Genomic DNA, 25,737 nt, shown 5'->3' on the forward strand with positions numbered 1-25,737 from the left:
CCCTAGCCCAAATGAAAATTTACCTGTAGACTCTCAAATAGATCCCGAACAACGGGACGAAACGAGGCAGATAGTGGCGGTATCTCATGACTGAGATGGTGTATGGCGCGGTCCAGGACCAGCGCGGAGAACCGATTCTACCAAAGTGGTGGCGGACGATTGATCGCTGGACCATGTCCTGCGTTCTGATCCTTTTTGTCATTGGGCTTTTGCTGGGTCTGGCATCGTCGCCGCCATTGGCTGGGCGCAATGGGTTCGACCCGTTCCACTATGTCGAACGGCAGGCCATGTTCGGTGGACTGGCTTTGCTGGCGATGCTGTTTACCTCGATGATGTCGCCGACACTTGTGCGGCGGCTGGCTGTGCTGGGTTTTTTAGCGGCGTTCGTCGCTTTGGCCTTTCTGCCTGTTTTTGGCACGGATTTCGGCAAGGGCGCTGTGCGCTGGTATTCGCTGGGGTTTGCGTCTCTTCAACCGTCCGAGTTTTTGAAGCCCGGCTTTATCGTCGTGGCGGCATGGTTGCTAGCCGCGTCGCAAGAGATCAACGGCCCCCCGGGAAGGTTGTGGTCCTTTGCCCTGTGTATGGCCATCGTAGCGATGTTGGTTTTGCAGCCGGATTTCGGCCAAGCCTGCCTGATCCTGTTCGGATGGGGCGTGATGTATTTCGTGGCAGGTGCGCCGATGCTGCTGTTGGTGGGAATGGCTGGTGCAGTCGTTCTGGGCGGCATGTTCGCCTATTCCAATTCCGAGCACTTCGCGCGCCGAATTGACGGGTTCCTGAACCAAGAAGTCGACCCGACCACACAGTTGGGCTATGCAACAAACGCCATTCGCGAAGGTGGCCTGTTCGGTGTTGGCGTTGGAGAGGGGCAGGTTAAGTGGTCTCTGCCTGATGCGCATACAGACTTCATCATCGCTGTAGCAGCCGAAGAATACGGCCTGATCCTGGTGCTGATCATCATTGCGCTGTATTCGCTGATCGTTGTGCGCTCGTTGCTGCGCCTGATGCGCGAGCGGGACATGTTCATCCGTTTGGCAGGTACTGGTCTGGCTTGCATGTTCGGCGTGCAGGCGATGATCAACATGGGTGTCGCTGTACGACTGCTGCCTGCAAAAGGCATGACGCTGCCGTTCGTAAGCTACGGCGGCTCATCGCTGATCGCCGGGGGCATCGCAGTTGGGATGCTGCTGGCTTTTACACGCACACGCCCTCAGGGCGAACTTGGTGATATTCTGCGCGGACGAGGCTGATGGGAACACCCTATCTTCTGATTGCAGCTGGCGGCACCGGGGGCCACATGTTCCCGGCGCAGGCGCTGGCCGAAGCGATGCTGCAAAAAGGTTGGCGTGTGCGCTTGTCGACTGATCCGCGCGGTGCGCGCTACACCGGCGCATTTCCCCAAGAGACCGAGATTGTCGAGGCTTCCTCGGCCACTTTCGCGCGTGGGGGTTTGGCGGCCAAAGTCATGGTGGGGCCAAAGATTGCGGCTGGGGTGGCGGCAATGGCCGGTCAGATGATGAGGGATAAACCCAGCGTGGTTGTGGGTTTCGGCGGCTACCCGTCCATCCCGGCGCTGGGTGCTGCGACTATGCTGAAGTTGCCCCGCATGATTCACGAACAGAACGGTGTTCTGGGACGCGTCAATCAGGTGTTCGCGAAGCGTGTCGCCAAGGTCGCTTGTGGCGTCTGGCAGACGGACTTGCCTGACGGGGCGCAGGGTATCCACACGGGAAACCCGGTTCGTGCCGCCGTGTTAGAGCGCGCGGGCGCCCCCTTTATCCCGCCCGGTGACTATCCAATGTCTGTTCTGGTCATGGGCGGTAGTCAGGGCGCGCGTATCCTCAGCGATGTGGTGCCGGGCGCAATGGCGGCTTTGCCGGAAGGTTTGCGTGACAATATCCGCGTCTCGCATCAGGCTCGAGACGAAGATGGTGAACGGGTCAAGGCGTTTTATTCTGATCATGGAATAGAAGCCGAAGTCCTGCCCTTTTTCGATGACGTCCCGCGCCGCATGTCTGAGGCGCAGCTTGTGATCTCTCGCTCGGGCGCGTCCAGTGTCGCCGATATTTCGGTGATCGGGCGGCCCTCGATCCTGATCCCATTTGCAGCGGCTGCAGGCGATCATCAGACCGCGAATGCGCGCGGATTAGTGCAGGCAGGCGGTGCCATCATGATCCCCGAAAACCTGCTTGACGTTTCTTCGCTCACGCAGCAAATGACCACGGTTTTGACCAACCCCGAAGCCGCCCAGAAAATGGCCCATGCCGCTCTGTCGACCGGCGCTCCTGACGCAACAGAACGTCTGGTGGCGCTTGTTGAAGACCTCGCGCAGAAGGAGGACACATGAACCCAGCAACCAAACTGCCGCAGGACGTTGGGCCGATCCATTTCGTTGGGATCGGTGGGATTGGGATGTCAGGTATTGCCGAGGTACTACTGAACCTTGGATACCGGGTGCAAGGGTCCGACCTGAAAGCATCAAAGATCACGGACCGCCTGGCGTCTCTGGGTGCAGAAATATTCGAAGGCCAGAACGCCAGGAATTTGGAAAACGCCGCTGTGGTCGTTGTCTCAACCGCGATCAAACCGGGCAATCCCGAATTGGACGAAGCGCGCGCGCAGGGCCTGCCTGTTGTCCGCCGCGCTGATATGTTGGCCGAGCTGATGCGCCTGAAATCCAACATCGCGATCGCGGGAACCCACGGTAAGACCACCACCACCACAATGATGGCCGAGCTGATGGTGGCCGGTGATTTTGACCCGACCGTTATCAATGGCGGTATCATCCATGCCTACGGCAGCAACGCACGGATGGGGCAGGGCGAATGGATGGTGGTCGAAGCAGACGAATCCGACGGCTCGTTCAATCGGCTGCCGGCAACCATCGCTATTGTCACCAATATCGACCCCGAGCATATGGAGCACTGGGGCGATTTCGACAAACTGCGTGACGGGTTCCATGAGTTCGTCTCGAACCTGCCGTTCTACGGGTTGGCGGTCTGCTGTACCGATCATGCCGAAGTGCAGTCCCTGGTTGGTCGGATAACCGACCGCCGTGTGCGGACTTATGGTTTCAACGCGCAGGCCGATGTGCGCGCGGAAAACCTTACCTACGCAAACGGCGTCGCGCATTTTGACATTCACCTGCAATACGAAGACAAGGTGATCGAAGGCTGCACCCTGCCGATGCCGGGCGACCACAATGTCTCGAACGCGTTGTCTGCGGTGGCCGTGGCCCGTCATCTGGGCATGAAGACGTCTGAGATCCGAGAGGCTCTGGCCAATTTCGGAGGGGTCAATCGCCGCTTTACCAAGGTTGGAGAGGTCGATGGCGTCACTATCATCGACGATTACGGCCATCACCCCGTCGAAATCTCGGCCGTGCTAAAAGCCGCGCGGCAGGCTTCGGATGGAAGGGTCATCGCCGTGCACCAGCCGCATCGCTATTCACGCCTTTCGAACTTGTTTGATGATTTTTGCACCTGCTTCAATGACGCGGATGTTGTCGCGATCGCTGATATCTTTGCTGCGGGCGAAGACCCGATCGAAGGCGCATCGCGGGATGATCTGGTGCAGGGTTTGATCCGACACGGCCATCGCCATGCCCGGGCGCTGCTGGATGAGAATGATCTCGAACGCCTTGTCCGCGAACAAGCACGCCCCGGGGATATCGTTGTGTGTCTGGGGGCTGGCACCATCAGCGCGTGGGCGAACGGTCTGCCCGAACGGTTGCAGCGGAAGAGGGCGGTGTAGGGTTTTGACCTCTCTTGACGTGAAATCTGCAAGAGAGTTCCTGTTGCTTTGGCATCAATGTCCTTGGAGAGGCGCGTGGTTAATTCGGTAGTGTTTGCAGGCCTGTGGGTCATCGCCTCGACCATCGTGGCGATGCTACCGATGCGTCTGCAGTTCCCGCCCGGAGTTGTATTATTTGTAAGCGCGCCGGCGTTGATCGTTTGGCTGGGGTATGACTTCGGTTGGTTCTTTTCGGTTTTGGCCTTTGCCGCTTTCGCGTCGATGTTCCGCAATCCGATCCGCTATTATTGGCGCCGCTGGTCGGGGCAGGAGGTTGAGGAATGAACTGGTCCATCGCTTTGGCTGCCATCTGGGGGATCGCTGCAAATGTGCTGGCGATGATCCCCAGCAAAGACAATCATTGGAGACGCGCCTATTTTCTGATCGCCGTTGGCATTCCGATCCTTGGGTATGTCACGTTGCAGAACGGCCCGTGGATCGGGTTACTGGTTCTGGCGATGGGAATGTCTGTTCTGCGCTGGCCCGTGATTTACCTTGGCCGTTGGCTGCGCCGTGTTCTGGGGCCTTCGCAATAAAGGATACAGCTTGCGTTGGCAGATTAAATCCGCGATCTAGCGCGCATGACTATTCTTCCTTCTCCGCGCGGCAAGCTTTCGGAAAACCGGCCTTTGAACGATTTGACATGGCTTCGCGTCGGAGGGCCGGCGGACTATCTGTTTCAGCCTGCTGATCTTGAGGACTTGCAGGACTTCCTGCGCGAATTGCCCTCCGACATCGGGGTCTTTCCGATGGGCGTCGGGTCGAACCTGATTGTGCGTGACGGCGGGCTGCGTGCCGTGGTCATCCGGTTGGGGCGCGGTTTCAACGGCATCGAGGTCGACGGTGATACCGTTACGGCAGGCGCGGCTGCTCTGGACGCGCATGTGGCGCGCAAGGCGGCGGATGCGGGTGTTGACCTGACCTTTTTGCGCACCATTCCCGGATCAATCGGTGGGGCAGTAAAGATGAATGCAGGTTGCTATGGCAGCTATACTGCAGACGTGCTTCGTAAAGTGACGATTGTGACGCGGCAGGGCGAACTTGTGGACCTACGTCCTCAGGACCTCAATTTCCGCTACCGCCAATCTGATTTACCAGAAGGTGCTGTGTTGGTTTCTGCCGTTTTCGCAGGCCCTACCGGTGATCCCGATGAACTGCACGCGCGAATGGCGGCGCAATTGCAAAAACGCGATGAAACGCAGCCGACCAAGGACCGCAGCGCGGGGTCAACCTTTCGAAATCCGGCCGGGTTTTCGTCGACCGGCAAGGCCGATGATGTGCACGACCTGAAGGCGTGGAAAGTGATCGACGACGCGGGAATGCGTGGGGCCACCGTCGGCGGCGCACAGATGAGCCCAAAACACTCGAACTTCATGATAAACACGGGTGCCGCAACGGCCGCTGACCTCGAAGGTCTGGGCGAAGAGGTGCGAAAAAAGGTTTACGAAACAAGCGGCATCACGCTAGAGTGGGAAATCATGCGGGTCGGCGATCCGCTGAAAGAATAAAGCCCCGGCCGTCAGACCATAATCAGGCAAATTCAGGCGACGGATCAAAGGCATAACGCAGTACGGACCACCACATAAGGTCCGGGGACATTGAGGCGCACGAAGTGGGAATGTCGAGCAGGACAACCCCGAAAGTGGCGGTATTGATGGGTGGCCCCTCGGCGGAACGCGAGGTGTCTCTCAGCTCTGGGCGCGAATGCGCGGCCGCCCTTGTGGGAGAAGGCTTTGAAGTGGTCGAGCTGGACGCCGGCCCCGACCTTTATGCGCGCCTTTTGGATATCAAACCGGATGTGGTTTTCAACGCTCTGCACGGTCGCTGGGGCGAGGATGGCTGTGTGCAGGGCCTGCTGGAATGGATGCGGATTCCGTACACACATTCCGGGGTCCTGGCCTCGGCGCTGGCGATGGATAAACAGCGCAGCAAAGAGATCTACCAGACAGAGGGCCTGCCCATCGTGCCCAGCGTGATCGTCCCCAAAATCGAGGTGGTCGAGGTTCACGTGATGGAGCCACCCTATGTGGCAAAACCGAATAACGAAGGGTCCAGCGTCGGCATTTACATCGTGCACGAAGGCTCCAACGGGCCGCCCCAACTGTCTGATGACATGCCAGAGCACATCATGGTCGAAAAATACGTGGCCGGGCGCGAGCTGACCGTCACCGTTATGGGTGATCGCGCGCTGACCGTGACCGAAATCATGACCGATGGCGGGTGGTATGATTATGATGCCAAGTACAAGCCCGGTGGGTCGTGGCATGTATTGCCTGCGGATATTCCGCAGGACATCTTCGATCGCTGCATGGATTACGCGGTAAAAGCGCATAACGCTCTGGGCTGTCGCGGCGTGTCCCGCACCGACTATCGCTGGGATGACAGCATGGGCGCGGATGGCCTGTTTTTGCTGGAAACCAACACTCAGCCTGGCATGACGCCAACGTCACTGGTGCCCGAACAGGCCGAACACTGCGGTATGACATTTGGTCAGCTGTGCGCCTGGATGGTGGAGGACGCATCATGCGACCGCTAAGAGCGACCCGAGCCCCTGTCATCCACCGGAGCAAACCTCTGTCCGGTCCGGACGCGGATTTCGCCTCGGGTGATGATCGGAACGTTGAACCCAAATTGCGGTTAAGCGGCGTTAAGCTGTTTGGGCGCAAGTCCCGGCGTTTTGATCCTGCGCCGTCGCGTTTAAGCTATCGCCTGCAGCGATGGATGCTGACACCCGGTGTCCGGCGCGGTTTGAAATACGGGCTGCCTGTATTTGCCGTGTGTCTGGCACTTGGGGGGTATTTCAGCCCTGAAGAACGACGCGAAGCGGTAGTCGCCTATGTGAACGACATTAAGACATCGATCCAACAACGCCCCGAGTTTATGGTCAACCTGATGGCGATTGATGGTGCCAGCGCTAACCTCTCCGAAGACATTCGCGAAGTTGTACCGTTGGATTTCCCGATCAGTTCGTGGGATCTGGATGCGGAACAAATCCGCGATACGATCACGGGGCTTGACCCTGTCAAATCCGCAACCGTGCGGGTTCGGCCCGGCGGCATTCTTCAGGTGGACGTGGTCGAGCGTGAGCCGGTTGTTGTTTGGCGCACCCGAAGCGGCACCGAATTGCTGGACGAAACCGGCGCACATGTCGAGCGCATAGCGTCCCGAAAAGACCACGCCAATCTGCCTTTGATTGCGGGCAGGGGCGCAGACGGTCACGTGGCCGAAGCGCTGGCCTTGTTGAACACCGCGCGCAGTTTGGGCGGGCGCGTTCGGGGATTGGTTCGCATTGGCGAGCGCCGTTGGGATCTGGTTCTGGACCGGGGGCAGCGGATCATGCTGCCGACGGAACGGCCCGTTCGCGCGCTTGAACGCGTGTTGGCGGTGAACGAGGTGCAGGACCTTCTGGAACGCGACGTGGCCGTGGTCGACATGCGCCTTGGGCAGCGACCGACCATTCGAATGACCAAAGCCGCCAGCGAAGACTGGTGGAATACAAAAGTAGATGTGAGTAGCGGGCAGTAACGACCATGATGACCGATCTTTATCAGTCCCAACGGGCCATGCGGCAGATGCGCAGGCAGGCAATGCAACGCGGTGTTGTAGCCATTCTGGACGTCGGCAGTTCCAAGATTGCCTGTCTTGTGCTGCGGTTTGATGGTGCTGGCCGCTTGAGCGACGATAACAGCATCGGGTCCTTGGCGGGACAGACCGGCTTTCGGGTTATCGGCGCGGCCACAACGCGGTCGCGCGGTGTGCAATTTGGCGAAGTTACCGCCATGCAAGAGACTGAGCGCGCGATTCGCACCGCTCTGCAAGCGGCGCAGAAGATGGCGGATATGCGGGTCGACCATGTCATCGCCAGTTTTTCTGGGGCCAATCCTCGGTCCTATGGTCTGGATGCGCAGGTCGATCTGGAAGGGCAGGTGGTAACCGAAGCCGAGGTCGGGCGCGTCCTCAACGCGTGCGATGTGCCGGATTATGGGGCTGGCCGCGAAGTTCTGCATGCCCAGCCCGTGAACTTTGCGTTGGATAACCGTTCAGGGCTGATCGATCCCCGTGGTCAGATGGGGCAGTCGCTGGCCGTTGATATGCATATGCTGACCGTGGATGCGGTCGCGATCCAGAACATCATTCGGTGCATCAAACGGTGTGATCTGGAATTGGCGGGCATTGCGAACTCGGCCTATGTCTCAGGTATTTCCGCGCTTGTCGAAGACGAGCAAGAGCTGGGCGCAGCCTGCATTGACATGGGTGGTGGTACGACCAGCGTGTCTATCTTTATGAAAAAGCACATGATTTACGCCGATTGCGTGCGTATGGGTGGTGATCATGTGACCTCGGACATTTCAATGGGGTTGGGTGTGCCAGCCAACGTGGCCGAGCGGATAAAAACCTTCAATGGTGGGGTTCATGCGACCGGCGCCGATGATCGTGATCTGATTGATATTGGTGGGGATACAGGTGATTGGGAACATGATCGGCGCACAGTCAGCCGGGCCGAATTGATCGGAATCATGCGCCCTCGGGTCGAGGAAATACTGGAAGAAGTCCGCGTTCGTCTGGATGCCGCAGGGTTTGACCATATGCCCAGCCAGCAAATCGTTCTGACGGGTGGTGGTAGCCAGATTATGGGGCTGGACGGTCTGGCGACCCGAATCCTTGGACAGCGTGTCCGACTGGGTCGCCCGTTGCGCGTTCATGGCTTGCCGCAATCGGCAACAGGACCTGGGTTTTCATCTGCGGTTGGTCTCAGCCTGTTTGCCGCGCACCCGCAGGACGAATGGTGGGATTTCGAAATCCCGGTCGATACATACGCGGCACGCCCCTTCAAACGCGCCGTGCGTTGGTTCCGTGACAACTGGTAGGGCGCTGCTTGCGGCCATGGTCGCAGTGATTCCCCTCGCGGCTGGTGCTCAGACGCGGATCACACCCGAAGCGTTCCTTGAGGCCGTGCAGGGCAAGACAGTCAGGTTCCATGACTATCCCAGCGGGTTGCTTGTCGGGACTGAAGAGTTCCTTAGCCCGAGTCTCTCAGTTTGGCGTATGGAGGGCAGGGGTTGTGTCTACGGGCAGATTACAACCCCTGATGGGAAAGTTTGTTTTCTGTACGACGATGATTCTGACGGATTGCCCGTGTGTTGGTGGCCGTTCTTATACGAAGGTCGACTGATGGTTCGGCTGGCGACTTTTAGCAACGCGGAAATACAAGAAGTCAGGGGTGTATCAGATGACGGTCTGAACTGTCCAAGTACCCCTATTGGTTGAAGAAAACCCTTGCGGCTGCAAGCGAAATCCGCCAAGATATCCACAAAGCCCGCCAGAGGCATTGCGTGAGGACCCGAGCAGTTTTCCGCATACCAGAATCGGTGAAATTCAAGCGTGACACGCCCATCAATCGTGCCGGGGTGATCGCACCTTTTGTGGTGGTTTGAGTTCATTCCGCAACATCTGGCAATCAATGCAAAATCCCGCGTTGGGACGCCTTAATTCCTCCATATTTTGTGGAATCCCGCGATTTTTGGCGTGACCTTTGCGGTTTCGGTCGGTATCCTTTGTTAAGGATAGGTAAGAAAAACACCGCTTTGGCGGGTCAATTAAACAGGCGGACAGAAGCATGACATTGAATCTTTCGATGCCCGGGCACGACGAACTGAAGCCTCGGATTACGGTATTTGGCGTAGGCGGCGCGGGCGGCAACGCTGTCAATAACATGATTGAAAAACAGTTGGATGGCGTAGATTTCGTAGTTGCCAACACCGACGCACAAGCCCTGCAGCAAAGCCAGTCTTCGGCTCGAGTGCAGTTGGGCGTCAAAGTGACCGAGGGTTTGGGTGCCGGTGCCCGTCCCACCGTAGGTGCCGCCGCCGCCGAAGAAAGCATCGAACAGATCGTCGATCACCTGGCCGGTGCCCATATGTGCTTCATCACCGCGGGGATGGGCGGGGGCACGGGCACAGGTGCCGCGCCGATCATCGCTCAGGCCGCGCGTGAGCTTGGTGTGCTGACCGTCGGCGTTGTGACCAAGCCTTTCCAGTTCGAGGGCGCCAAACGGATGCGCCAGGCCGAAGACGGCGTCGAGGCGCTGCAAAAGGTCGTCGACACGCTGATCATTATTCCGAACCAAAACCTGTTCCGCCTTGCAAATGAAAAGACCACGTTCACCGAAGCATTCTCGATGGCGGATGACGTTCTGTACCAAGGCGTCAAAGGCGTGACCGATCTGATGGTTCGCCCCGGCCTGATCAACCTCGACTTTGCGGATGTCCGTGCCGTGATGGATGAGATGGGTAAGGCGATGATGGGTACCGGCGAAGCCACCGGCGAGGACCGCGCAGTTCAGGCCGCCGAGAAAGCAATTGCCAACCCGCTGTTGGACGAAATCAGTCTCAAGGGTGCAAAGGGCGTTCTGATCAATATCACCGGTTCGAGCGATTTGACCCTGTTCGAACTGGACGAAGCAGCCAATCGCATTCGCGAAGAAGTGGACCCCGAGGCCAACATCATCGTCGGTTCCACCCTAGACACGGCCATGGAAGGCGGCATGCGCGTTTCTGTTGTCGCCACCGGTATCGACGCCACCGAAAAGACCGAAGATGTTCCGGTTGCGCGCCGCTCCATGTCGGCTCCGTTGACGCGCACTGTTTCGGCGGAAGAGCCCGTGCAGGATGACCTACCCGCTGCTTTTTCTGAGCCAGAAGAGGTACCTCAGGTCGAAGCGACGCGTGAGCCGTCTTTGTTCGAGACCGCTGACGAACCGGTCGAGCCGCAATTCCAGCCGATGGCTGAACAGGATGATGACTTGCCGCCGCCAGCGTACCAGCCGCGTGTAGCTGAGTTTGAACCGACACCGGAACCGATCGAAGCGCCAGCGGAAAGCTATACCGCTCCACAGGCGCAACCTGTTGCGGGGACACCTTCTCCGGAAGCGCTGCAGCGTCTGCAGGCCGCCGTTCAGAATGTTCCGACCTCTGATCGTGGCTACGCCGCACCGCGTCCGCAGCCGACTGCAGCCCCACAAGCTGAGGCAGATCGCCCGCGTTTTGGGTTCAACCGTTTGATTGACCGGATGACGGGGCACGCGGCGGATACACCGACCCAACCGCAGCGCCAGCAACCGGTTATGCGTCAGGCAGACGCGACCGCTCCGGCACATGACGAAACCGATCCAGAGCAGGACCGGATCGAAATTCCTGCCTTTTTGCGCCGTCAGGCCAACTGATTACGGTAACAAAATACTTTGTAAGGGTCGCCACATGGCGGCCCTTTTTAATTTTAAAACAACAATATAGCAGAATGTAAGCAGGGTTTTGCCGATCTGTTACATTCATGTTTCATTCGGTTGCAAAGAGTGAGTTGAGCCTTTGCGCTGGCTTCCTTAACTGAGTGACCAACACGACCAGCAAAGGTCGGACACCACTCACCGAGGCCCAAATTGCAACATACGCTCAAATCTCCGGTTACGTTTACAGGTTACGGGCTGCACAGTGGCAAGCCTGCGACGATGGTTCTGAAACCGGCAGCAGCTGGTCACGGAATCTGGTTTAAACGGACGGATATCGAGCTGGGCAATGCACTGATCCCTGCGATCTACGACGTGGTCGAGCGGACCCCGCTGTGCACACGCCTTGTTAACGACGCCGGAGTGTCTGTATCGACGGTCGAGCATATCATGGCTGCACTGGCGGGCTGTGGTGTGCACAACGCGCTTGTTGAAATCGACGGCCCCGAAGTCCCGATCATGGACGGCTCGTCGATTGAGTTTGTGCGCGGTATCATGACCAAGGGCGTTCGCCGTCAGGCCAGCCCTGTTTTGGCGTATGAGGTCCTCAAGCCTGTCACAGCAACCCGTGAGGGGGCGAGCGCGTCGATCGCTCCGGCTGATGGGCTGATCATAGATTTCCACATCGATTTCGAAGACAGCGCGATTGGTCGTCAGACCAAAACGCTGGATATGCGGAACGGTTCATTTGCACGTGAGTTGAGCGATTGCCGCACGTTCTGCCGTCGCACGGATGTCGAGGCTATGCGTGAAAACGGTCTGGCGCTTGGCGGGACGCTTGAAAATGCTGTTGTCGTTCAAGGTGACGAAGTTTTGACACCGGGTGGTTTCCGCCACGTGGATGAAGCCGTGCGTCACAAAATGCTGGATGCTCTTGGCGACTTGTATCTTGCCGGCGGCCCAATCTTTGGTCACTTCACCGGAGATAAATCCGGTCATGCGATGACAAATACCTTGCTGCGCAAACTTTTTGAAACACCCGGGGCGGTTCGTCCGGTGTTGTGCACGCCCGAACAGGCTGCGCGTTTGCCGGGTCAGGGTTTGGTAATGAACGAAATTCCAGAAGTCGCCTGATTGGTTCAACTCTGTCTACAATTCCGAAACGTGACTTACTAAGGCGTTTTGCCTTTGAATTATATGTGCTAAACCAAAGCCCAATTCGGGGCGTGCCCCGGCAAGCATTACGACAAGGATAGGCGGAATGGGTGGCACCAAGGCGGCAGTCAGAATCGCAGGCGCGTTTCTTCTGGCAGCAGTTTTGTCAGCATGCGGTGGTTCGGGTGCGGACCGCAGCCAAAACCTTGAGGGGTTTACTCCGGAACAGATATTCACGCGTGGTGAGTTCGAGCTGTCGCAGAATCGCTCGGAAGACGCGGCGTGGTATTTCTCGGAAGTCGAACGTTTGTATCCCTATTCTGATTGGGCCAAGCGCGCACTGATAATGCAGGCGTTCTCGTACCATTCGGATAAGAACTACGAAGAAAGCCGGGCGGCGGCGCAGCGGTATATCGATTTCTATCCAACGGACGAAGACGCGGCCTATGCCCAGTATTTGCTGGCGTTGAGTTATTATGACCAGATTGATGAAGTGGGCCGCGATCAAGGGTTGACCTTTCAGGCCCTGCAATCGCTGCGCACGGTGATCGAAGTTTATCCCGATAGCGAGTATGCCACGTCAGCAGTTCTGAAGTTTGATCTGGCCTTTGACCATCTGGCCGGCAAAGAGATGGAGATCGGGCGCTACTACCTGCGTCAGGATCACTATACTGCCGCAATCAATCGCTTTCGCGTCGTGGTCGAGGACTTTCAGACAACATCGCACACGGCCGAAGCGCTTTATCGCCTGATCGAGTCATACCTGTCGCTCGGGTTGGTGGATGAGGCACAATCCGCCGGTGCCATCCTTGGCTTCAACTACCAGTCGTCTGAATGGTACGACGCAGGGTACAAGCTTCTGACGTCTCGTGGTCTGGACCTCAAGAGCCGTGGCAATAACTGGTTGAGCCAGATTTACCGCCAGACGATTAAAGGTGAGTGGTTGTAATCGCCATGACGACAGGCGTGGGACGCTAAGACCCGATGCTGCGCGCCCTTGATATTCGCGACATGCTGATCATCGACCGGTTGGAGTTAACGTTCCAACCGGGTCTGAACGCGTTGACGGGCGAAACCGGTGCGGGCAAGTCGATTCTTCTGGATTCGTTGGGCTTTGTCCTTGGCTGGCGCGGGCGCGCGGAATTGGTGCGTCAAGGCGCGGCACAGGGAGAGGTCGTGGCCGAGTTCGAGCTGCATGACGACCACCCGGCCCGCGAAGTGCTGGCTGAGGCTGGTTTGCCAGCAAGCGACGAGTTGATATTGCGCCGGGTAAATACCGCCGAGGGGCGCAAAACGGCTTGGGTAAATGATCGCCGATGCTCGGGCGAAGTGCTTCGCGCGCTGTCTGAGACATTGGTCGAACTGCATGGGCAGCATGATGATCGGGGTTTGCTGAACCCGCGTGGGCACAAGGCCATGCTGGATCAGTATGCGGGTGTTGAAGAACAGCTTGCTGCGGTCCGCTCAGCTTGGGTTGAGGTATCGAAGTCCCGCAAAGCACTGGCCGAGACGCAAGCTGCGTTGACCGCGATGCGCGCCGAAGAAGACTTTTTGCGTCATGCCGTGGCAGAGCTTGATAAGTTGGACCCCCAACCGGGCGAAGATGCCGAGCTGGATGCGCGCCGCCGTATGATGCAGGGTGCTGAGCGCATCCGGGACGACGTCGCGCGCGCTTTCGCTCTGTTGGGCAATGACGGGGCCGAGGGGGCGATGTCGGACGCTGTGCGTTGGCTGGATGGTGTGACCGATGCCGCCGCGGGTCAGTTGGAAGAGCCGATCGCAGCGTTGGGCCGCGCCATGATCGAACTGGGTGAGGCGCAGGACGGTATTAATGCCTGTCTGCAAGCGCTAGATTTCAACCCGGCAGAGCTTGAAGCCGCCGAAGAACGCTTGTTTGCAATCCGCGCGCAGGCGCGAAAACATGATGTGGCCCCTGATGAATTGGGCAGTTTCGCTGATACCTTGCGGGATCGTCTGAACAGGCTTGATGCCGGAGACGCGAACCTTGCTGATCAAACTGCGGCTGTCGAGGCCGCGCAGGCAGCTTATGATGCCGCCGCGGCAGCACTTGGCGCTGCGCGCCGCAAAGCAGCCGGGCAGTTGGACGCCGCGGTAATGGCTGAGCTTGCACCCCTCAAGATGGAACGCGCCGTGTTCCAGACAGAAATCACCGAGGCTGACCCGGGGCCGGAAGGGGTAGATGCAGTGGCCTTCACGGTTGCGACCAACCCAGGCGCGCCGTCAGGCCCACTGAACAAGATCGCATCGGGTGGTGAGCTTAGCCGCTTTCTGCTGGCCCTGAAGGTCTGCCTGACGGGTGATGACAGCGACCGCACGATGATCTTCGATGAAATCGACCGGGGCGTTGGTGGGGCGACTGCGGATGCTGTCGGGCGCCGATTGGCAGCACTGGCGCAAGGTGGTCAGGTCCTGGTGGTGACACACTCACCGCAAGTCGCGGCACGGGCTTCGCATCACTGGCGGGTGCAAAAACAAGTCATGGCAGGGCAGACACTGTCGACCGTGGTGCCGTTGGCAGACCCGGACCGTGTGGATGAAATCGCGCGCATGGTCTCTGGTGATACCATCACCGACGAGGCGCGTGCCGCTGCCCGTGCTCTGCTGGACGCATAAACCTCACAGACGCGCGATCCATCTTTTATCTGCACTCACCGTGGCTTAGTAAGGGGTATGTATTGATCCCCGAGGGCAAATGACCCAGTCCACCCGCACTGTCCTGCGCAACCAGCTGAATCAGGCTTTGGCCGCGATGAAGGATGCGTGGCGGGTGATGCGGCGGCGCGGGCCCAGCCAGATACAGTTCTGGTTCATTGCGCTTGCCATCGGAATCGCGGCCGGTTTCATGGCGCTGGGGTTTCGCAAGGCCATTCGTGGATTGCAGGCCTATGTCTATGATACCGAAGACATCCTTTTGCTGCACACCCATGTCGAAAAGCTGCCGTGGTTCGTTGTTCTGATCACCCCGATTATCGGCGGTTTGATCGTGGGTCTGATCTTGCACAAATTCACCGATGACGGTCGTGTACGATCAGTTGCCGACGTAATCGAAGGGGCCGCCCTGACCAACGGACGGGTCGAGGTAAAAGCGGGTATCGCATCCCTTTTTGCTTCTTTGGTTACGCTCAGCACAGGCGGTTCGAGCGGGCGAGAGGGGCCAGTGGTGCACATGGCCGGGGTGATTTCGACCTGGGTCAGTAACCGCATTCACGCCGATGGCATAACGGGTCGCGATCTGCTGGGCTGTGCTGTGGCAGCGGCTGTGTCCGCCAGTTTTAACTCGCCGATTGCGGGAGCTTTATTCGCGCTCGAGGTCGTTCTTCGCCATTTTGCCGTGCACGCGTTCGCCCCGATTGTGATCGCGTCTGTCGCGGGGACGGTGATTAACCGCCTCGAATACGGTGACGTTACCGAATTCACGTTGGAAACGCCTGGGTCGCTGCAATTCTACGTGGAGTTGCCAGCCTTCCTGATATTGGGCCTGATCTGTGGTTTGGTGGCGCTGTTACTCATGCGATCCATCTTTTTTGCAGAAGATATTGGCAACCATATTCAAAGCAGCCTGTCTTTGCCGGGATGGCTGCGCCCGGCTGTGGCCGGGGCCATGCTGGGCCTGATCGCGATCTGGTTTCCTCATATTATTGGCGTCGGATATGAAACGACGATACGCGCTCTGACCGGAGATCTGGCGCTAACTGCCGCGATCCTCTTTGCGGTCATCAAAACTGTCGCCTTGGCGATCACGATGGGCGGACGCATGGGCGGAGGGGTGTTTTCCCCGTCTTTGATGGTGGGGGCGCTGACAGGGCTGGCATTCGGCCTGATCGCAACGGGCCTGTTACCAGACGTCTCAGGTACGCACACGCTCTACGCATTTGCAGGGATGGGGGCAGTAGCCGCGGCCGTTCTTGGTGCGCCGATTTCAACCACCATGATCGTGTTTGAACTTACCGGTGACTGGCAGATCGGTCTGGCCGTTATGGTCTCGGTCTCGATGTCGACTGCGTTGGCGTCGCGGCTGGTTGATAGATCGTTCTTTTTGACCCAGTTGGAAAGGCGCGACGTTCATCTGGCGGCTGGCCCGCAAGCGTATCTGTTGGCGATGCTAAGGGCAGGCGCAGTGATGCGCCCCATCGGCGACGCGCGTTCGATCACCCGGGATGAGGCAATGGCTTTGATCGAAAAGGGCCTCTGCGTGAATGCCAGTGCCACGCTAGAGGCTGCGATGCCTTATTTCGACCGGGATGACATTCCTTGCATCCCGGTCGTCGTCATTGACGAAGACGGGTGTGAAAATCCGGTTGGTGCTTTGTTCCATATCGACGCGCTCAAGGCCTATAACCGTGCATTGGCCGCAACGGCGGCTGAAGAGCACTCCTAGCCGTCAAAAACCGTTGCTGCGTCACCCAGGTAGTTATCCCACGCAAACCAGTAAGAAATATGTCCGGCAACGCGTGGCAATTGGGTTCCATCCGGTCCGATCAACGCCTCTTCGGTCATAGTCCATTTCTGGCCAGACTGATCCACCAGCCCGCCGTCAGCGGCCTTGAACCGGTTCGATTTCCGCTCATAAGCACGTACGGCGCGCTTGTTCGGGTTGCCGACCAGAACCAGGGAACGGTTGCTGATCGCGTCATTGATGACACGGGTATTATTGAACGCGTCCAAAGGCCAAGCGCGTGCCGCGCCAAATTGGCGAATGGCAAAAACGTAGTCCTTTTGTCTGTGCTCAGACTGATCAACGAGCGCGGGGAACATCAACTCGGGTGATGAGAAGTACTCGTTATACACCACCCCGGATCCATAGTTCCGCCGGTGGCCCGTGTTCAAAGACAGCACCTTTGTATTCGGGTGCGATGATTTCCAGCTTGCCCATGTGGTGATCACCACGGGACGCTGCTTCAACTCGATCCCGCTGTTTACAAGGGGTCCGACAACCGGTTTGCCCGTGTATTGATTCCAAAGCGAGTGTGTCTCGCGATCAAACATCAACTTGTTCGAGCGGTAGAGAAATCCGGAGGATCCGAAAACCAGCGGCTTACTGCGGCCTGCTACCTGCGTTTCAAACAAAATCCCTGACCCGCAAAGGGTGCAATACGCCAAAGCCACAGGGACGCCGCCGATCACCTCGTTGAACATCTCGTGCCATCCCATGATCCTGAGCGGATATGCACGCACGTCCCCATTGATCGAGACCCCAAAGACCAGATCGTCGTCTTTTAGGTAGTCTGCGCGTGAGGCCTGGATCAGGGTTGGATTATCCAAAGACGGGATGCCGTCTTTGCGCACGCCACCCCAGGTAATCTCCTCTAGGCGGATTTTCATCTTATCCCGCTCAAGGTATTTGGGGCGCAAGAAATCATCGAAGTTCGTGTCAATTCCAAGAAGAACTTCGCGTTTGAACGGGATCAGCGACGGGTGGGGAACAATTTGTGGGTTCCGCTCCTGCCAAAGCATCCAATCAAACCAATCGGTCCCGAGATTGGCCCCAGTCAGAGTGCGCATAACTTCGGCGATTTCATCACTGCGCCTACGACCAAACCGCATCCCGGTCAAAAGAGCAGGGACCACATCCGGGTTTCCACGTTCGACCAGAAAAGCCATGCTGCGTTCGAATTCAGCGTTGCTTGCATAGAGCGTGGATCTGACAGCTTCGAGAACAGGGTCGCTTTGTGCCCAAAGTGGACCGGGCAGGGCAGCGGCAGCCCCCAATAGTCCTGCGAAACTGCGGCGGGTGATCGACATGGCATCCTCCGGTTATGATTGCGCGCATTGTGCATGGGTTCCGCCTCAAATGCATTCAACAGCCCCGTGAAGATCGCGTGAGGAATGACCGAATGGCAACGCATCCAAATTCCTTGACCCCGGTTCCGCGATCTGGGTTGCCCTCGGGTTGATACCGTAAGGGTTTCAGGGTTCTATGTGCCCAAGCAGCGCCCAGAAAACGTGGCGAAGATTAGAATTGAGGTCAGGTATGAATGTGTTCAAGCGGATTCTGACGAGTCCCGTCATCATGGTGACGCTAGCCGCGTCCGTTGTATTGTTGGTACTTGAAGTCGAAGAACTTAGGAGAAGCCATTCAGGCATTACGCATTCTGCGCCTGTTTGGTCGAGCGACAACGTTGCACAGGTCGAAACGATCTTTACCGCGTTGAACATGGAAGAACTTGACGTTCCTGTCGAGCGCGCAGGTAGCGGCGGTTCCTTGGCCAGCCTTGGCAATGACCTTGTCGTAATGACCCATGAAGGGGGGTTCTTCGAGGTCAGCGGTGACGAAGCTGAAAGTCTGGATATTGCTGCCCCGCCCAACGGGTGGGATGCCATGCTGGATTTCGAAAAAGCGAACCCGGATTACAACTTCGCGCATTTCTATTTCAGATATAACGACATGGACATTGTCGACGATGCCCTGATTGTGTCCTTTACCGAATGGGTCGAGGGCGAAAACTGCTATCGAACAACAATCTCCACTGCACCTTTGAACGGTGCTTCGGCAGGCGATGTATCTATCAGCGCAGATGACTGGACCATTTTGTTTGCCACCGATCCATGTCTTGCACCTAACCCGGAGGGGCGGGCGATTCAGGGACATATGGCTGGTGGCCGGTTCCGCGTGGACGGGGACGGAACACTGTATCTTGCAGCTGGTGACTACGCGCAGGACGGGATTTATGCACCGGTTCCGTTGTCTCAGCTGCCCGACAAGATGTACGGCAAAGTTATCGCCGTTGATCTCGCGACCGGCGATCATCGCGTCGTCAGTCAGGGCCACTCAAACATGCAGGGCATTGCCTTGGATGACGAAGGCAACGTGTGGACCGTTGAGCATGGTCGTCGCGGCGGGGATGAGTTGAACCTGATCCGGGACGGAGGGGATTATGGCTGGCCGCAGGTCTCGCTGGGTACGCGTTATAATAAGCTGCCCCTACCGGATACGCTGGACTATGGACGCCACCCCGACTACGAGCTTCCGGCTTATTCCTGGCTGCCGTCAGTGGCGGTAAGTTCGCTTACGCAGATTGAGGATTTTCACCCCGCTTGGGATGGCGATCTGGTTGCGGGCTCATTGTCGGGTAACAGCTTGTTCCGCATCCGAACGAACGGGGACAGCATACTGTTTGCAGAGCGTATCCCGCTAGGCTTCCGGATACGATACGTCCATCAGCACGGTGACACATTGGCTTTGTGGACTGATCAGCGCAAAGTTTTGCGTCTGACAGTTGGCGAGTTTGACCCCAGCTTCCAGTTCGCGCTCGGGAAAATTGGCGCACTTGGTCTATCAGGACGCAAAGCAAGCGCAGTCGAGACCGCGTTGGACGGCTGTGCCGAGTGTCATGGATTTGGCGTCCTGCCAAGTGTAAGCGCCCCCCCACTTGGTGAGGTCTATGGGCGCCAGATCGCGGGTCTTGCCGGGTTCGACTATTCCCCATCTTTGTCGAGTGTTGACGGCGAATGGACGCGCGAACAGCTCGTGGCGTTTCTGGACAACCCACAAGCTGTGGCAGCCGAGACCTCGATGCCAGATCCCGCTCTGGATGATCCCGATGTTATCAACGCTATCGTGGATATTCTGATCTCACTACGTGAACAGGCTGAATAGTCGATCAAGTCGTAGACAACTGCCCAAAGGAACGGCGACAGAGGGGCCAAAGCGCCCCTCTGTTCAATTCTGCAATCGAGTTTTCTTGATCCATCAGTTCATTTTCAATTAACATAAGATTAACGGGCACCTTTTGAATGCGCCGAGTGGGTTGATTTTGACCTGTTCTTCGTTGGGATGTCACACACGTAACATACTAATAATTTTGAATAAATAGACGAATTAAGATCTGAATCTTCTTGAGAGCTCATGTTTATGGGATATGTTTCTTATGGTTTTTTCTTGTGTCAGCCCGAGGTTCTGGGTTCGTATGAGCGGTGTAAAGTCCGTGGATTGGCTTAGTGCTTCCGCCACGAAAGCGGCGACACCCAATACCGAGGTCATGCCGTGAAACTTAATCGTACCAACATTATTATCGGTAATATTTGGCCTGACCCGAACGCGTCTTGTTGTCGAGTTTTGAAATGGATGTGCCGAGATGCAGGTTTTTGACGTCGTTCTTATCGGCGCCGGGCCCAGTGCATACGCTGCGCTTACGGCCATGCGTGGTTTTTCGGGTTCAGTCGCAGTTGTAACGGGAACGACGCCGGTTCCGTTTCAGGATGGTCCTGTCAAAATTGTTTCCGTCGCCTATGAACGCCAACAGCCTGCATGCCTGGCCGATCGAACTGACGTATCCGATGACGCCCCGCCGATGTTTGCAGCGGCGGAAATTGGTGGCTTGGCCAATTATTGGGGCAAGCAATTACAGGTGTACGACAGTGGAGATCCTTGGGGGAAGGGGCGGTTTCTTGAGACATGGAAAGATTACCGAGATGCCTGCAATGCCGTTCAATCTGATCTACAAGTGGTTGGCGGTGCAAACCTCGAAAAACTGGAAGAAGGTTTTGAGAAAAGCGTTCCCCGCCTGCTGGATGGTACAAAAGATCAACCGAATATCGGTCTGCGTGCTATGGCCAAGGCTGTCGACAAGCGCTTAAAGGAAATGGCAAATGTCACGGTCCAAGGGGGTCGCGTTTTGCGCATGGTGTCTGTTCAGGGACTGGTCCGATTGGAATTGGATGATGGTACTCAAGTTCGAGCCCGGCGCGTTTTCTTGGCTGCAGGCGTATTGGGGACAGCTAAGCTCTTGGCTAGAAGCTTGCCGCAGGTTTCCAAAATCGGCTTTCGGGACCATGCGCCATATATAATGAATTGCTTGTGGTTGAGCCGGGCGTTGGGGTCTCCGCGAAAATATGCGGAGCAAGGAAATTTTAATGCGCTGACTTTAAAAAAGAAAATAGGTGAGAAATGTGAGCTGTTTGCGTCGGTTTACGCCGTCTCTCAGGCACCAATCAGTTTGATAACGGCCACATTCGGACTGGGCCCGCACTTACGTGGACGACGCATCGGTCGGTTGGTCGACTTTGTGCAGCCCATGCGAATTTGGACCCCGACAACCGAAGTACAACTTCGCCATTTCCCCCATGAGGACAGGATCGAAGCGATAGGTTTACCAAATCCTGAAAAAGACGCCGGTTTTCAGGACCTTTTGACTTGGCTTGGAGCTCGAGGGGTGCGTTCCACAGTGGGTGTTACGGCACCGGGCCAGGGGTTTCACTACCACCGTTTAACAGTGGGTGATCGGAACACTGCCGCTGACACAGTTGTCGAGGCGGCTTTCGATGGGCGTGTGCGTGTTATTGATGCTTCGTGCCTACAAAACATCGGTTGCCCTCCGCACACTCTTACTTCGATGGCGCAGGCGTTTGGTCGTGTGAAACACGATCTGGCGACTGCTGATCTGGTCAGTGAAGTGATTTAACGGCGCTTAAATCTGTTCAACCTTGACCGAGTCCGCTCGATAGAAGGCCACATGGTCTTTGATATCGGACACGTCGCGGATCGGTGCCTCGTAACTCCAAGCAGCGTTTTCTGTGACGGATGACTTGTTGACGATTGAAAAATGCGTGGCATCGCCTTTGTGAGGGCATTGCGTGACTTTGTCGGTGACGTCCAAAAAAGCCATCGCGATATCGTTGCGTGGGAAGTAGATAACCGGTTCCAGATCGCCTTCAAGCAATTCCAGCGCGTTCGTGCTTTCGCCCAGAATAGCGCCACCAGAGCGAACAACCCATTTGCCCGGTGCTTTGCGAATTGTGATCTCGGTCATCGTTTCTCCTAACCCTTGTCGTAGTTCGGGCCTCTCCTCTGCCCTTGTATTGTAACAGGCCGATGTCAGATCGGCGCTGTTGCGGCATCCAACCACAGTTGGGCCTCTGCGCCCAGTCGGGGGCGAATTTTTTTCGCGACGTCACGATGGTAAGCGTTGAGCCAATCCCGTTCTTCGCGTGTCAACATATCGACCACGATCAGTCGACGGTCTATCGGAACGTAGGTCAATGTGCGCCAGTTCAACATCGCCCGCTCGTCGTCACCGCCCGGTAAAGCGGGGGCTTCCTGCACGACCACAAGGTTTTCAATGCGAATTCCGAACGCATCTTCGCGGTAGTAACCGGGCTCGTTCGACAGGATCATGCCGGGCCAGAGCGGTACGTGACTGGCTTTTGACAGGCGCTGAGGCCCCTCATGTACGCTCAGGTATGCCCCGACACCGTGACCGACACCGTGGTTGAAATCCTGACCTGCTATCCACAGCGGAGCGCGGGCAATACATTCAATATCACGCCCGGCCAAACCTGCGGGCCAGCGCAGCATCGACATGTTGATCATGCCTTTCAACACGCGGGTAAAACAGGTTTTCTCTTCTTGTCCGACGGTGCCGATTGCAATCGTTCGCGTGATGTCGGTCGTGCCGTCCAGGTATTGGCCGCCACTGTCCAGCACCACGATGTGCCCGTCTTCCAGAACGCTGTCGGTCTCTTCGGTCACGCGATAGTGCATTATCGCACCGTTGGGGCCGGTGCCAGCAATCGTATCGAACGAAATATCTTGAAGGGCACTGTCTTTGCGCCGGTTGTTTTCCAACTGCGAGACAACCTGCGTCTCGCGCAGGCTTCCCGCAGGTTGCGCGTCCAGCCAGCATAAGGTTTCAATCACTGCGACGGCGTCGCGCAGATGCGCTTCGGCACTGCCCGCGATTTCTGCGGTGTTCTTACAGGCTTTCGGTAAGGCACAAGGGTCACCACCGTCGACCATTTTGCCCTCGAGTATGTCTGCAATGACTTGCGGTAACGTTCCCAGATCCACCTGCACTTGGCCGTCCAATTCGGCAATACTATTCAAAAAGACATCGGGTTGGTGAACGGAAACCTGATCGCCTAGCGGGACTTTCAGTTTTTCCGGGGCCATAAACAGATCGACCTGACCGTCCGCGTGCAAAATGGCGAAGCCGTGGGCCACCGGGTTGTATCCGATGTCTGAGCCGCGAATGTTCAAAAGCCACATGATGGAGTCTGGCAGCGTTATCACTGCGGCACTACAGCCTGCATCCATCAAGGCCTTGGACAAACGCGCGATCTTGTCGTCGGCGGATTCCCCAGCGAATTCGATCGGATGCGATTTGACGGGGTTCATGGGCGGCGCGGGCTGATCTGCCCATATGCGATCCACAAGATTATCCGAGCGCACAAGTTCGATGCCGCTGTCCTTCAACTCTTTCTGCGCGCTGGCGATCTGACCTGCGGCATGAAGCCAGGGATCAAACCCGATCCTGCCACCCTGCGGCAGTTGTTCCTTCAACCACGCGCTGAGGCTTACTTCGGGCCAAGGAACCGGCGTAAAATCCTCGGCTACCTGTGCTTTGACCTGTGTCCGGTAACGTCCGTCGACGAAAACACCGGCAACGTCCTTCAACGCCGCGCAGAAGCCCGCTGAACCTGTGAAGCCGGTCAACCACGCAAGCCGTTCGTCCCTTGGCGCGACGTACTCCCCCTGATGCGCATCGGCGCGGGGGATCAGAAAGCCGTCTAATTCTTTGGTCGTCAGTTCGGCACGCAGAGCCTTCAGTCGGGGAGGGCCCTGTTCTGGTCGTGCCGTAACAGCAAAGGACTGAAACATATCATACCTCCCTTGGCACAAGGCCAGCCCTGTTTCGTGGTTTCGAGTAAGCGACTTAGCCCGCTTTTCGCATCCCCATGACACGCGCCCGTGCCCGCGGGTCACTGTCAAATAGCGCAGCCAGCTGTTCCGTCATCGCGCCAGCCAGTTGTTCAACATCTGTAATCGTCACCGCACGGTCGTAATAGCGCGTAACGTCGTGGCCAATACCGATGGCAAGCAGTTCAACCATCTTACGACGCTCGACCATGGCGATCACATCGCGCAGGTGTTTTTCCAGGTAATTCGCGGGGTTAACGCTCAGAGTTGAATCGTCAACAGGCGCGCCGTCCGAGATGACCATAAGGATCTTGCGCTGTTCACTGCGCATCATCATCCGGCGATGCGCCCATTCCAACGCCTCACCGTCAATGTTCTCTTTCAGCAGACCTTCTTTCATCATCAGGCCAAGGTTGGCGCGAGCGCGCCGCCACGGTGCGTCAGCGCCTTTATAGACGATGTGGCGCAGATCGTTCAGACGGCCCGGCTGCTGTGGGCGCCCGGCATTCAGCCACTCTTCGCGGGCTTTACCGCCTTTCCACGCGCGCGTGGTAAAGCCCAGAATTTCGACCTTGACGTTGCATCGTTCCAAGGTGCGCGCCAGAACATCTGCACAGATCGCCGCGATTGAAATCGGGCGTCCGCGCATTGAGCCCGAGTTATCCAACAAAAGCGTTACGACGGTGTCGCGGAACTCAGTGTCTTTTTCCATTTTGAAGCTGAGCGGCGTGGTCGGGTTCGCGACCACACGGGCCAGTCGGCCAGCGTCCAGAATGCCTTCTTCAAGGTCAAATTCCCAACTGCGGCTTTGCTGTGCTTGCAGGCGTCGCTGTAGCTTATTGGCCAAGCGGCTGACGGCGCCTTTCAACGGTTCAAGCTGCTGGTCAAGATAGGCGCGCAGCCGTTCCAGCTCGGCCGGTTCAGCAAGATCTTCGGCGGCGATCTCTTCGTCGAAGGTGTTCAGGTAGACTTTATATTCCGGATCAGCCTCCGAGGCAGGCGGTGGGGCAGGTGGTTCAAGCGGAGCTTCGCCCTCGGGCATTTCCGCCTCTTCCCCCATCTCTTCATCGGCCATCTCATCCATTGAGACCTGGGCCTGCGACTGGTCCTGCTGTTCTTCCTGCGACTGTTCCGGCGTGGCGTCCGCGTCCTGATCTTCCTGATCGTCCTGACCGGTGCTGTCGGGATCGGGCTGCTCTTCTGCGTCTTCCTCGGCCTGATCCTCTTGTTCGTCGTCCAGCTCATCCGGGTCGTCGCCCAGCTGGTCGCCATAGCCAAGGTCCTTGATCATCTGTCGGGCGAATTTGGCAAATTCGGCCTGATCGGACAGGACTTCGTCAAGGTTTTCAAGTACCCCGCCAGCCTGTTCTTCGATAAACCCGCGCCAAAGGTTCATGATGTTTTCGGCCGCCGGTGGCAGCTCTCGCCCTGTTGCCAAATGCCGGATCAGATAACCCGCAGCCACCGACAGGGGGGCATCAGCGGGTTGTTTGCACTGATCATAGCCACGTCGGATCGCCTCGTGGCTGATTTTGACGTCTATGTTGGACGCGGTACCGGGCATGTCCCGAGCGCCCATAGCTTCGCAGCGGGCGGTTTCCATCGCTTCGTACAGATCGCGCGCCATGTCCCCCGGAGGTGCATAGCGCGCGTGGGTCGCGTCATCGTGGTATCTGCGTTGCAGGGCCAGCGCATCCGCTGTGCCACGGGCCAGCAGCACCTCTTCCCGCGTCATCCGGCGCGATACCTGTGGCAAACGCATCGACTCTCCCGACAGGCCCGAGGGGTCTACCGTGTATGATACGTTCAGCTCTGCGTCATCAGCCATGACCTTGGTGGCCTCGGCCAAGGCCTTTTTGAACGGATCGGCGGGATTGTCGTTTGGTTTAGACAATGAACGTGCTCCAGATCA

Annotated in this window: 20 protein-coding genes; 16 read left to right on the forward strand and 4 right to left on the reverse strand. The window is 57.4% G+C overall.

What is annotated here, in order from left to right:
• Window positions 1-86: 86 nt before the first annotated feature.
• The 14 genes from ftsW to ACR0BD_RS09740 all read left to right on the forward strand — a co-directional run bounded on the left by ftsW (window position 87) and on the right by ACR0BD_RS09740 (window position 16,568).
• Window positions 87-1,250 carry a putative lipid II flippase FtsW gene (gene ftsW / locus ACR0BD_RS09675; protein ID WP_480696105.1) on the forward strand — a complete coding sequence of 388 codons (1,164 nt, stop codon included), beginning with the start codon at window positions 87-89 and terminating at the stop codon, window positions 1,248-1,250.
• Window positions 1,250-2,347, forward strand: a complete 1,098-nt coding sequence (locus ACR0BD_RS09680) for a UDP-N-acetylglucosamine--N-acetylmuramyl-(pentapeptide) pyrophosphoryl-undecaprenol N-acetylglucosamine transferase (protein WP_480830141.1) — start codon at window positions 1,250-1,252, stop codon at window positions 2,345-2,347. Before ftsW ends, ACR0BD_RS09680 begins: the two co-directional genes overlap by 1 nt.
• Window positions 2,344-3,753, forward strand: a complete 1,410-nt coding sequence (gene murC, locus ACR0BD_RS09685; protein WP_480830142.1) for a UDP-N-acetylmuramate--L-alanine ligase — start codon at window positions 2,344-2,346, stop codon at window positions 3,751-3,753. Before ACR0BD_RS09680 ends, murC begins: the two co-directional genes overlap by 4 nt.
• Window positions 3,754-3,828: 75 nt before the next feature.
• Window positions 3,829-4,077: a DUF2484 family protein gene (locus ACR0BD_RS09690; RefSeq protein WP_480696099.1), complete on the forward strand. Its 249-nt coding sequence runs from the start codon at window positions 3,829-3,831 to the stop codon at window positions 4,075-4,077.
• Window positions 4,074-4,328, forward strand: a complete 255-nt coding sequence (locus ACR0BD_RS09695; RefSeq protein WP_480830143.1) for a DUF2484 family protein — start codon at window positions 4,074-4,076, stop codon at window positions 4,326-4,328. Before ACR0BD_RS09690 ends, ACR0BD_RS09695 begins: the two co-directional genes overlap by 4 nt.
• 45 nt (window positions 4,329-4,373) lie before the next feature.
• A complete protein-coding gene (murB, locus tag ACR0BD_RS09700) occupies window positions 4,374-5,300 on the forward strand; it encodes a UDP-N-acetylmuramate dehydrogenase (RefSeq protein ID WP_480830144.1) in 927 nt (308 codons plus the stop codon).
• Window positions 5,301-5,410: 110 nt separating this feature from the next.
• The gene (locus ACR0BD_RS09705) at window positions 5,411-6,328 is read left to right on the forward strand and encodes a D-alanine--D-alanine ligase (RefSeq protein ID WP_480696093.1); all 918 of its coding nucleotides are present in this window, start codon (window positions 5,411-5,413) and stop codon (window positions 6,326-6,328) included.
• Complete coding sequence (locus ACR0BD_RS09710; RefSeq protein WP_480830145.1) at window positions 6,316-7,317, forward strand: cell division protein FtsQ/DivIB; 1,002 nt, start codon at window positions 6,316-6,318, stop codon at window positions 7,315-7,317. The genes ACR0BD_RS09705 and ACR0BD_RS09710 overlap by 13 nt, the downstream gene beginning before the upstream one ends.
• A gap of 8 nt (window positions 7,318-7,325) precedes the next feature.
• Window positions 7,326-8,660, forward strand: a complete 1,335-nt coding sequence (ftsA, locus tag ACR0BD_RS09715; protein ID WP_480830229.1) for a cell division protein FtsA — start codon at window positions 7,326-7,328, stop codon at window positions 8,658-8,660.
• 749 nt (window positions 8,661-9,409) lie between these two features.
• Complete coding sequence (ftsZ, locus tag ACR0BD_RS09720; RefSeq protein WP_480830146.1) at window positions 9,410-11,014, forward strand: cell division protein FtsZ; 1,605 nt, start codon at window positions 9,410-9,412, stop codon at window positions 11,012-11,014.
• Window positions 11,015-11,227: 213 nt separating this feature from the next.
• Complete coding sequence (gene lpxC / locus ACR0BD_RS09725) at window positions 11,228-12,148, forward strand: UDP-3-O-acyl-N-acetylglucosamine deacetylase (RefSeq protein ID WP_480696087.1); 921 nt, start codon at window positions 11,228-11,230, stop codon at window positions 12,146-12,148.
• Between the two features lie 127 nt (window positions 12,149-12,275).
• A complete protein-coding gene (locus ACR0BD_RS09730) occupies window positions 12,276-13,118 on the forward strand; it encodes an outer membrane protein assembly factor BamD (RefSeq protein WP_480696085.1) in 843 nt (280 codons plus the stop codon).
• Between the two features lie 35 nt (window positions 13,119-13,153).
• The gene (recN, locus tag ACR0BD_RS09735; RefSeq protein ID WP_480830147.1) at window positions 13,154-14,803 is read left to right on the forward strand and encodes a DNA repair protein RecN; all 1,650 of its coding nucleotides are present in this window, start codon (window positions 13,154-13,156) and stop codon (window positions 14,801-14,803) included.
• Window positions 14,804-14,882: 79 nt separating this feature from the next.
• Window positions 14,883-16,568, forward strand: coding sequence for a chloride channel protein (locus ACR0BD_RS09740; RefSeq protein WP_480696081.1), 1,686 nt, complete (start codon window positions 14,883-14,885; stop codon window positions 16,566-16,568).
• Here ACR0BD_RS09740 and ACR0BD_RS09745 read toward each other — a convergent pair.
• Window positions 16,565-17,932 (reverse strand): DUF3179 domain-containing protein, encoded by a 1,368-nt coding sequence (locus tag ACR0BD_RS09745; RefSeq protein WP_480696079.1) that lies wholly within the window; start codon window positions 17,930-17,932, stop codon window positions 16,565-16,567. The genes ACR0BD_RS09740 and ACR0BD_RS09745 overlap by 4 nt on opposite strands.
• 229 nt (window positions 17,933-18,161) lie before the next feature.
• Between ACR0BD_RS09745 and ACR0BD_RS09750 the strand changes: the two genes are divergently transcribed.
• The gene (locus ACR0BD_RS09750) at window positions 18,162-19,787 is read left to right on the forward strand and encodes a PQQ-dependent sugar dehydrogenase (RefSeq protein WP_480830148.1); all 1,626 of its coding nucleotides are present in this window, start codon (window positions 18,162-18,164) and stop codon (window positions 19,785-19,787) included.
• 478 nt (window positions 19,788-20,265) lie between these two features.
• A complete protein-coding gene (locus ACR0BD_RS09755; protein ID WP_480830149.1) occupies window positions 20,266-21,591 on the forward strand; it encodes a hypothetical protein in 1,326 nt (441 codons plus the stop codon).
• Window positions 21,592-21,597: 6 nt separating this feature from the next.
• On the opposite strand, the gene ACR0BD_RS09760 is transcribed toward ACR0BD_RS09755, so the two are convergent.
• The 3 genes from ACR0BD_RS09760 to cobT all read right to left on the reverse strand — a co-directional run bounded on the left by ACR0BD_RS09760 (window position 21,598) and on the right by cobT (window position 25,719).
• Window positions 21,598-21,939: a DUF427 domain-containing protein gene (locus ACR0BD_RS09760; protein WP_480696077.1), complete on the reverse strand. Its 342-nt coding sequence runs from the start codon at window positions 21,937-21,939 to the stop codon at window positions 21,598-21,600.
• A 65-nt stretch (window positions 21,940-22,004) separates the two neighbouring features.
• Window positions 22,005-23,786: an aminopeptidase P family protein gene (locus tag ACR0BD_RS09765; protein WP_480830150.1), complete on the reverse strand. Its 1,782-nt coding sequence runs from the start codon at window positions 23,784-23,786 to the stop codon at window positions 22,005-22,007.
• A 55-nt stretch (window positions 23,787-23,841) separates the two neighbouring features.
• Entirely contained in the window at window positions 23,842-25,719 is a 1,878-nt protein-coding gene (gene cobT, locus ACR0BD_RS09770) for a cobaltochelatase subunit CobT (protein ID WP_480696073.1), read from the reverse strand.
• Window positions 25,720-25,737: the final 18 nt, after the last annotated feature.

The sequence above is a fragment of the Ruegeria sp. G5 genome, assembly GCF_056533365.1.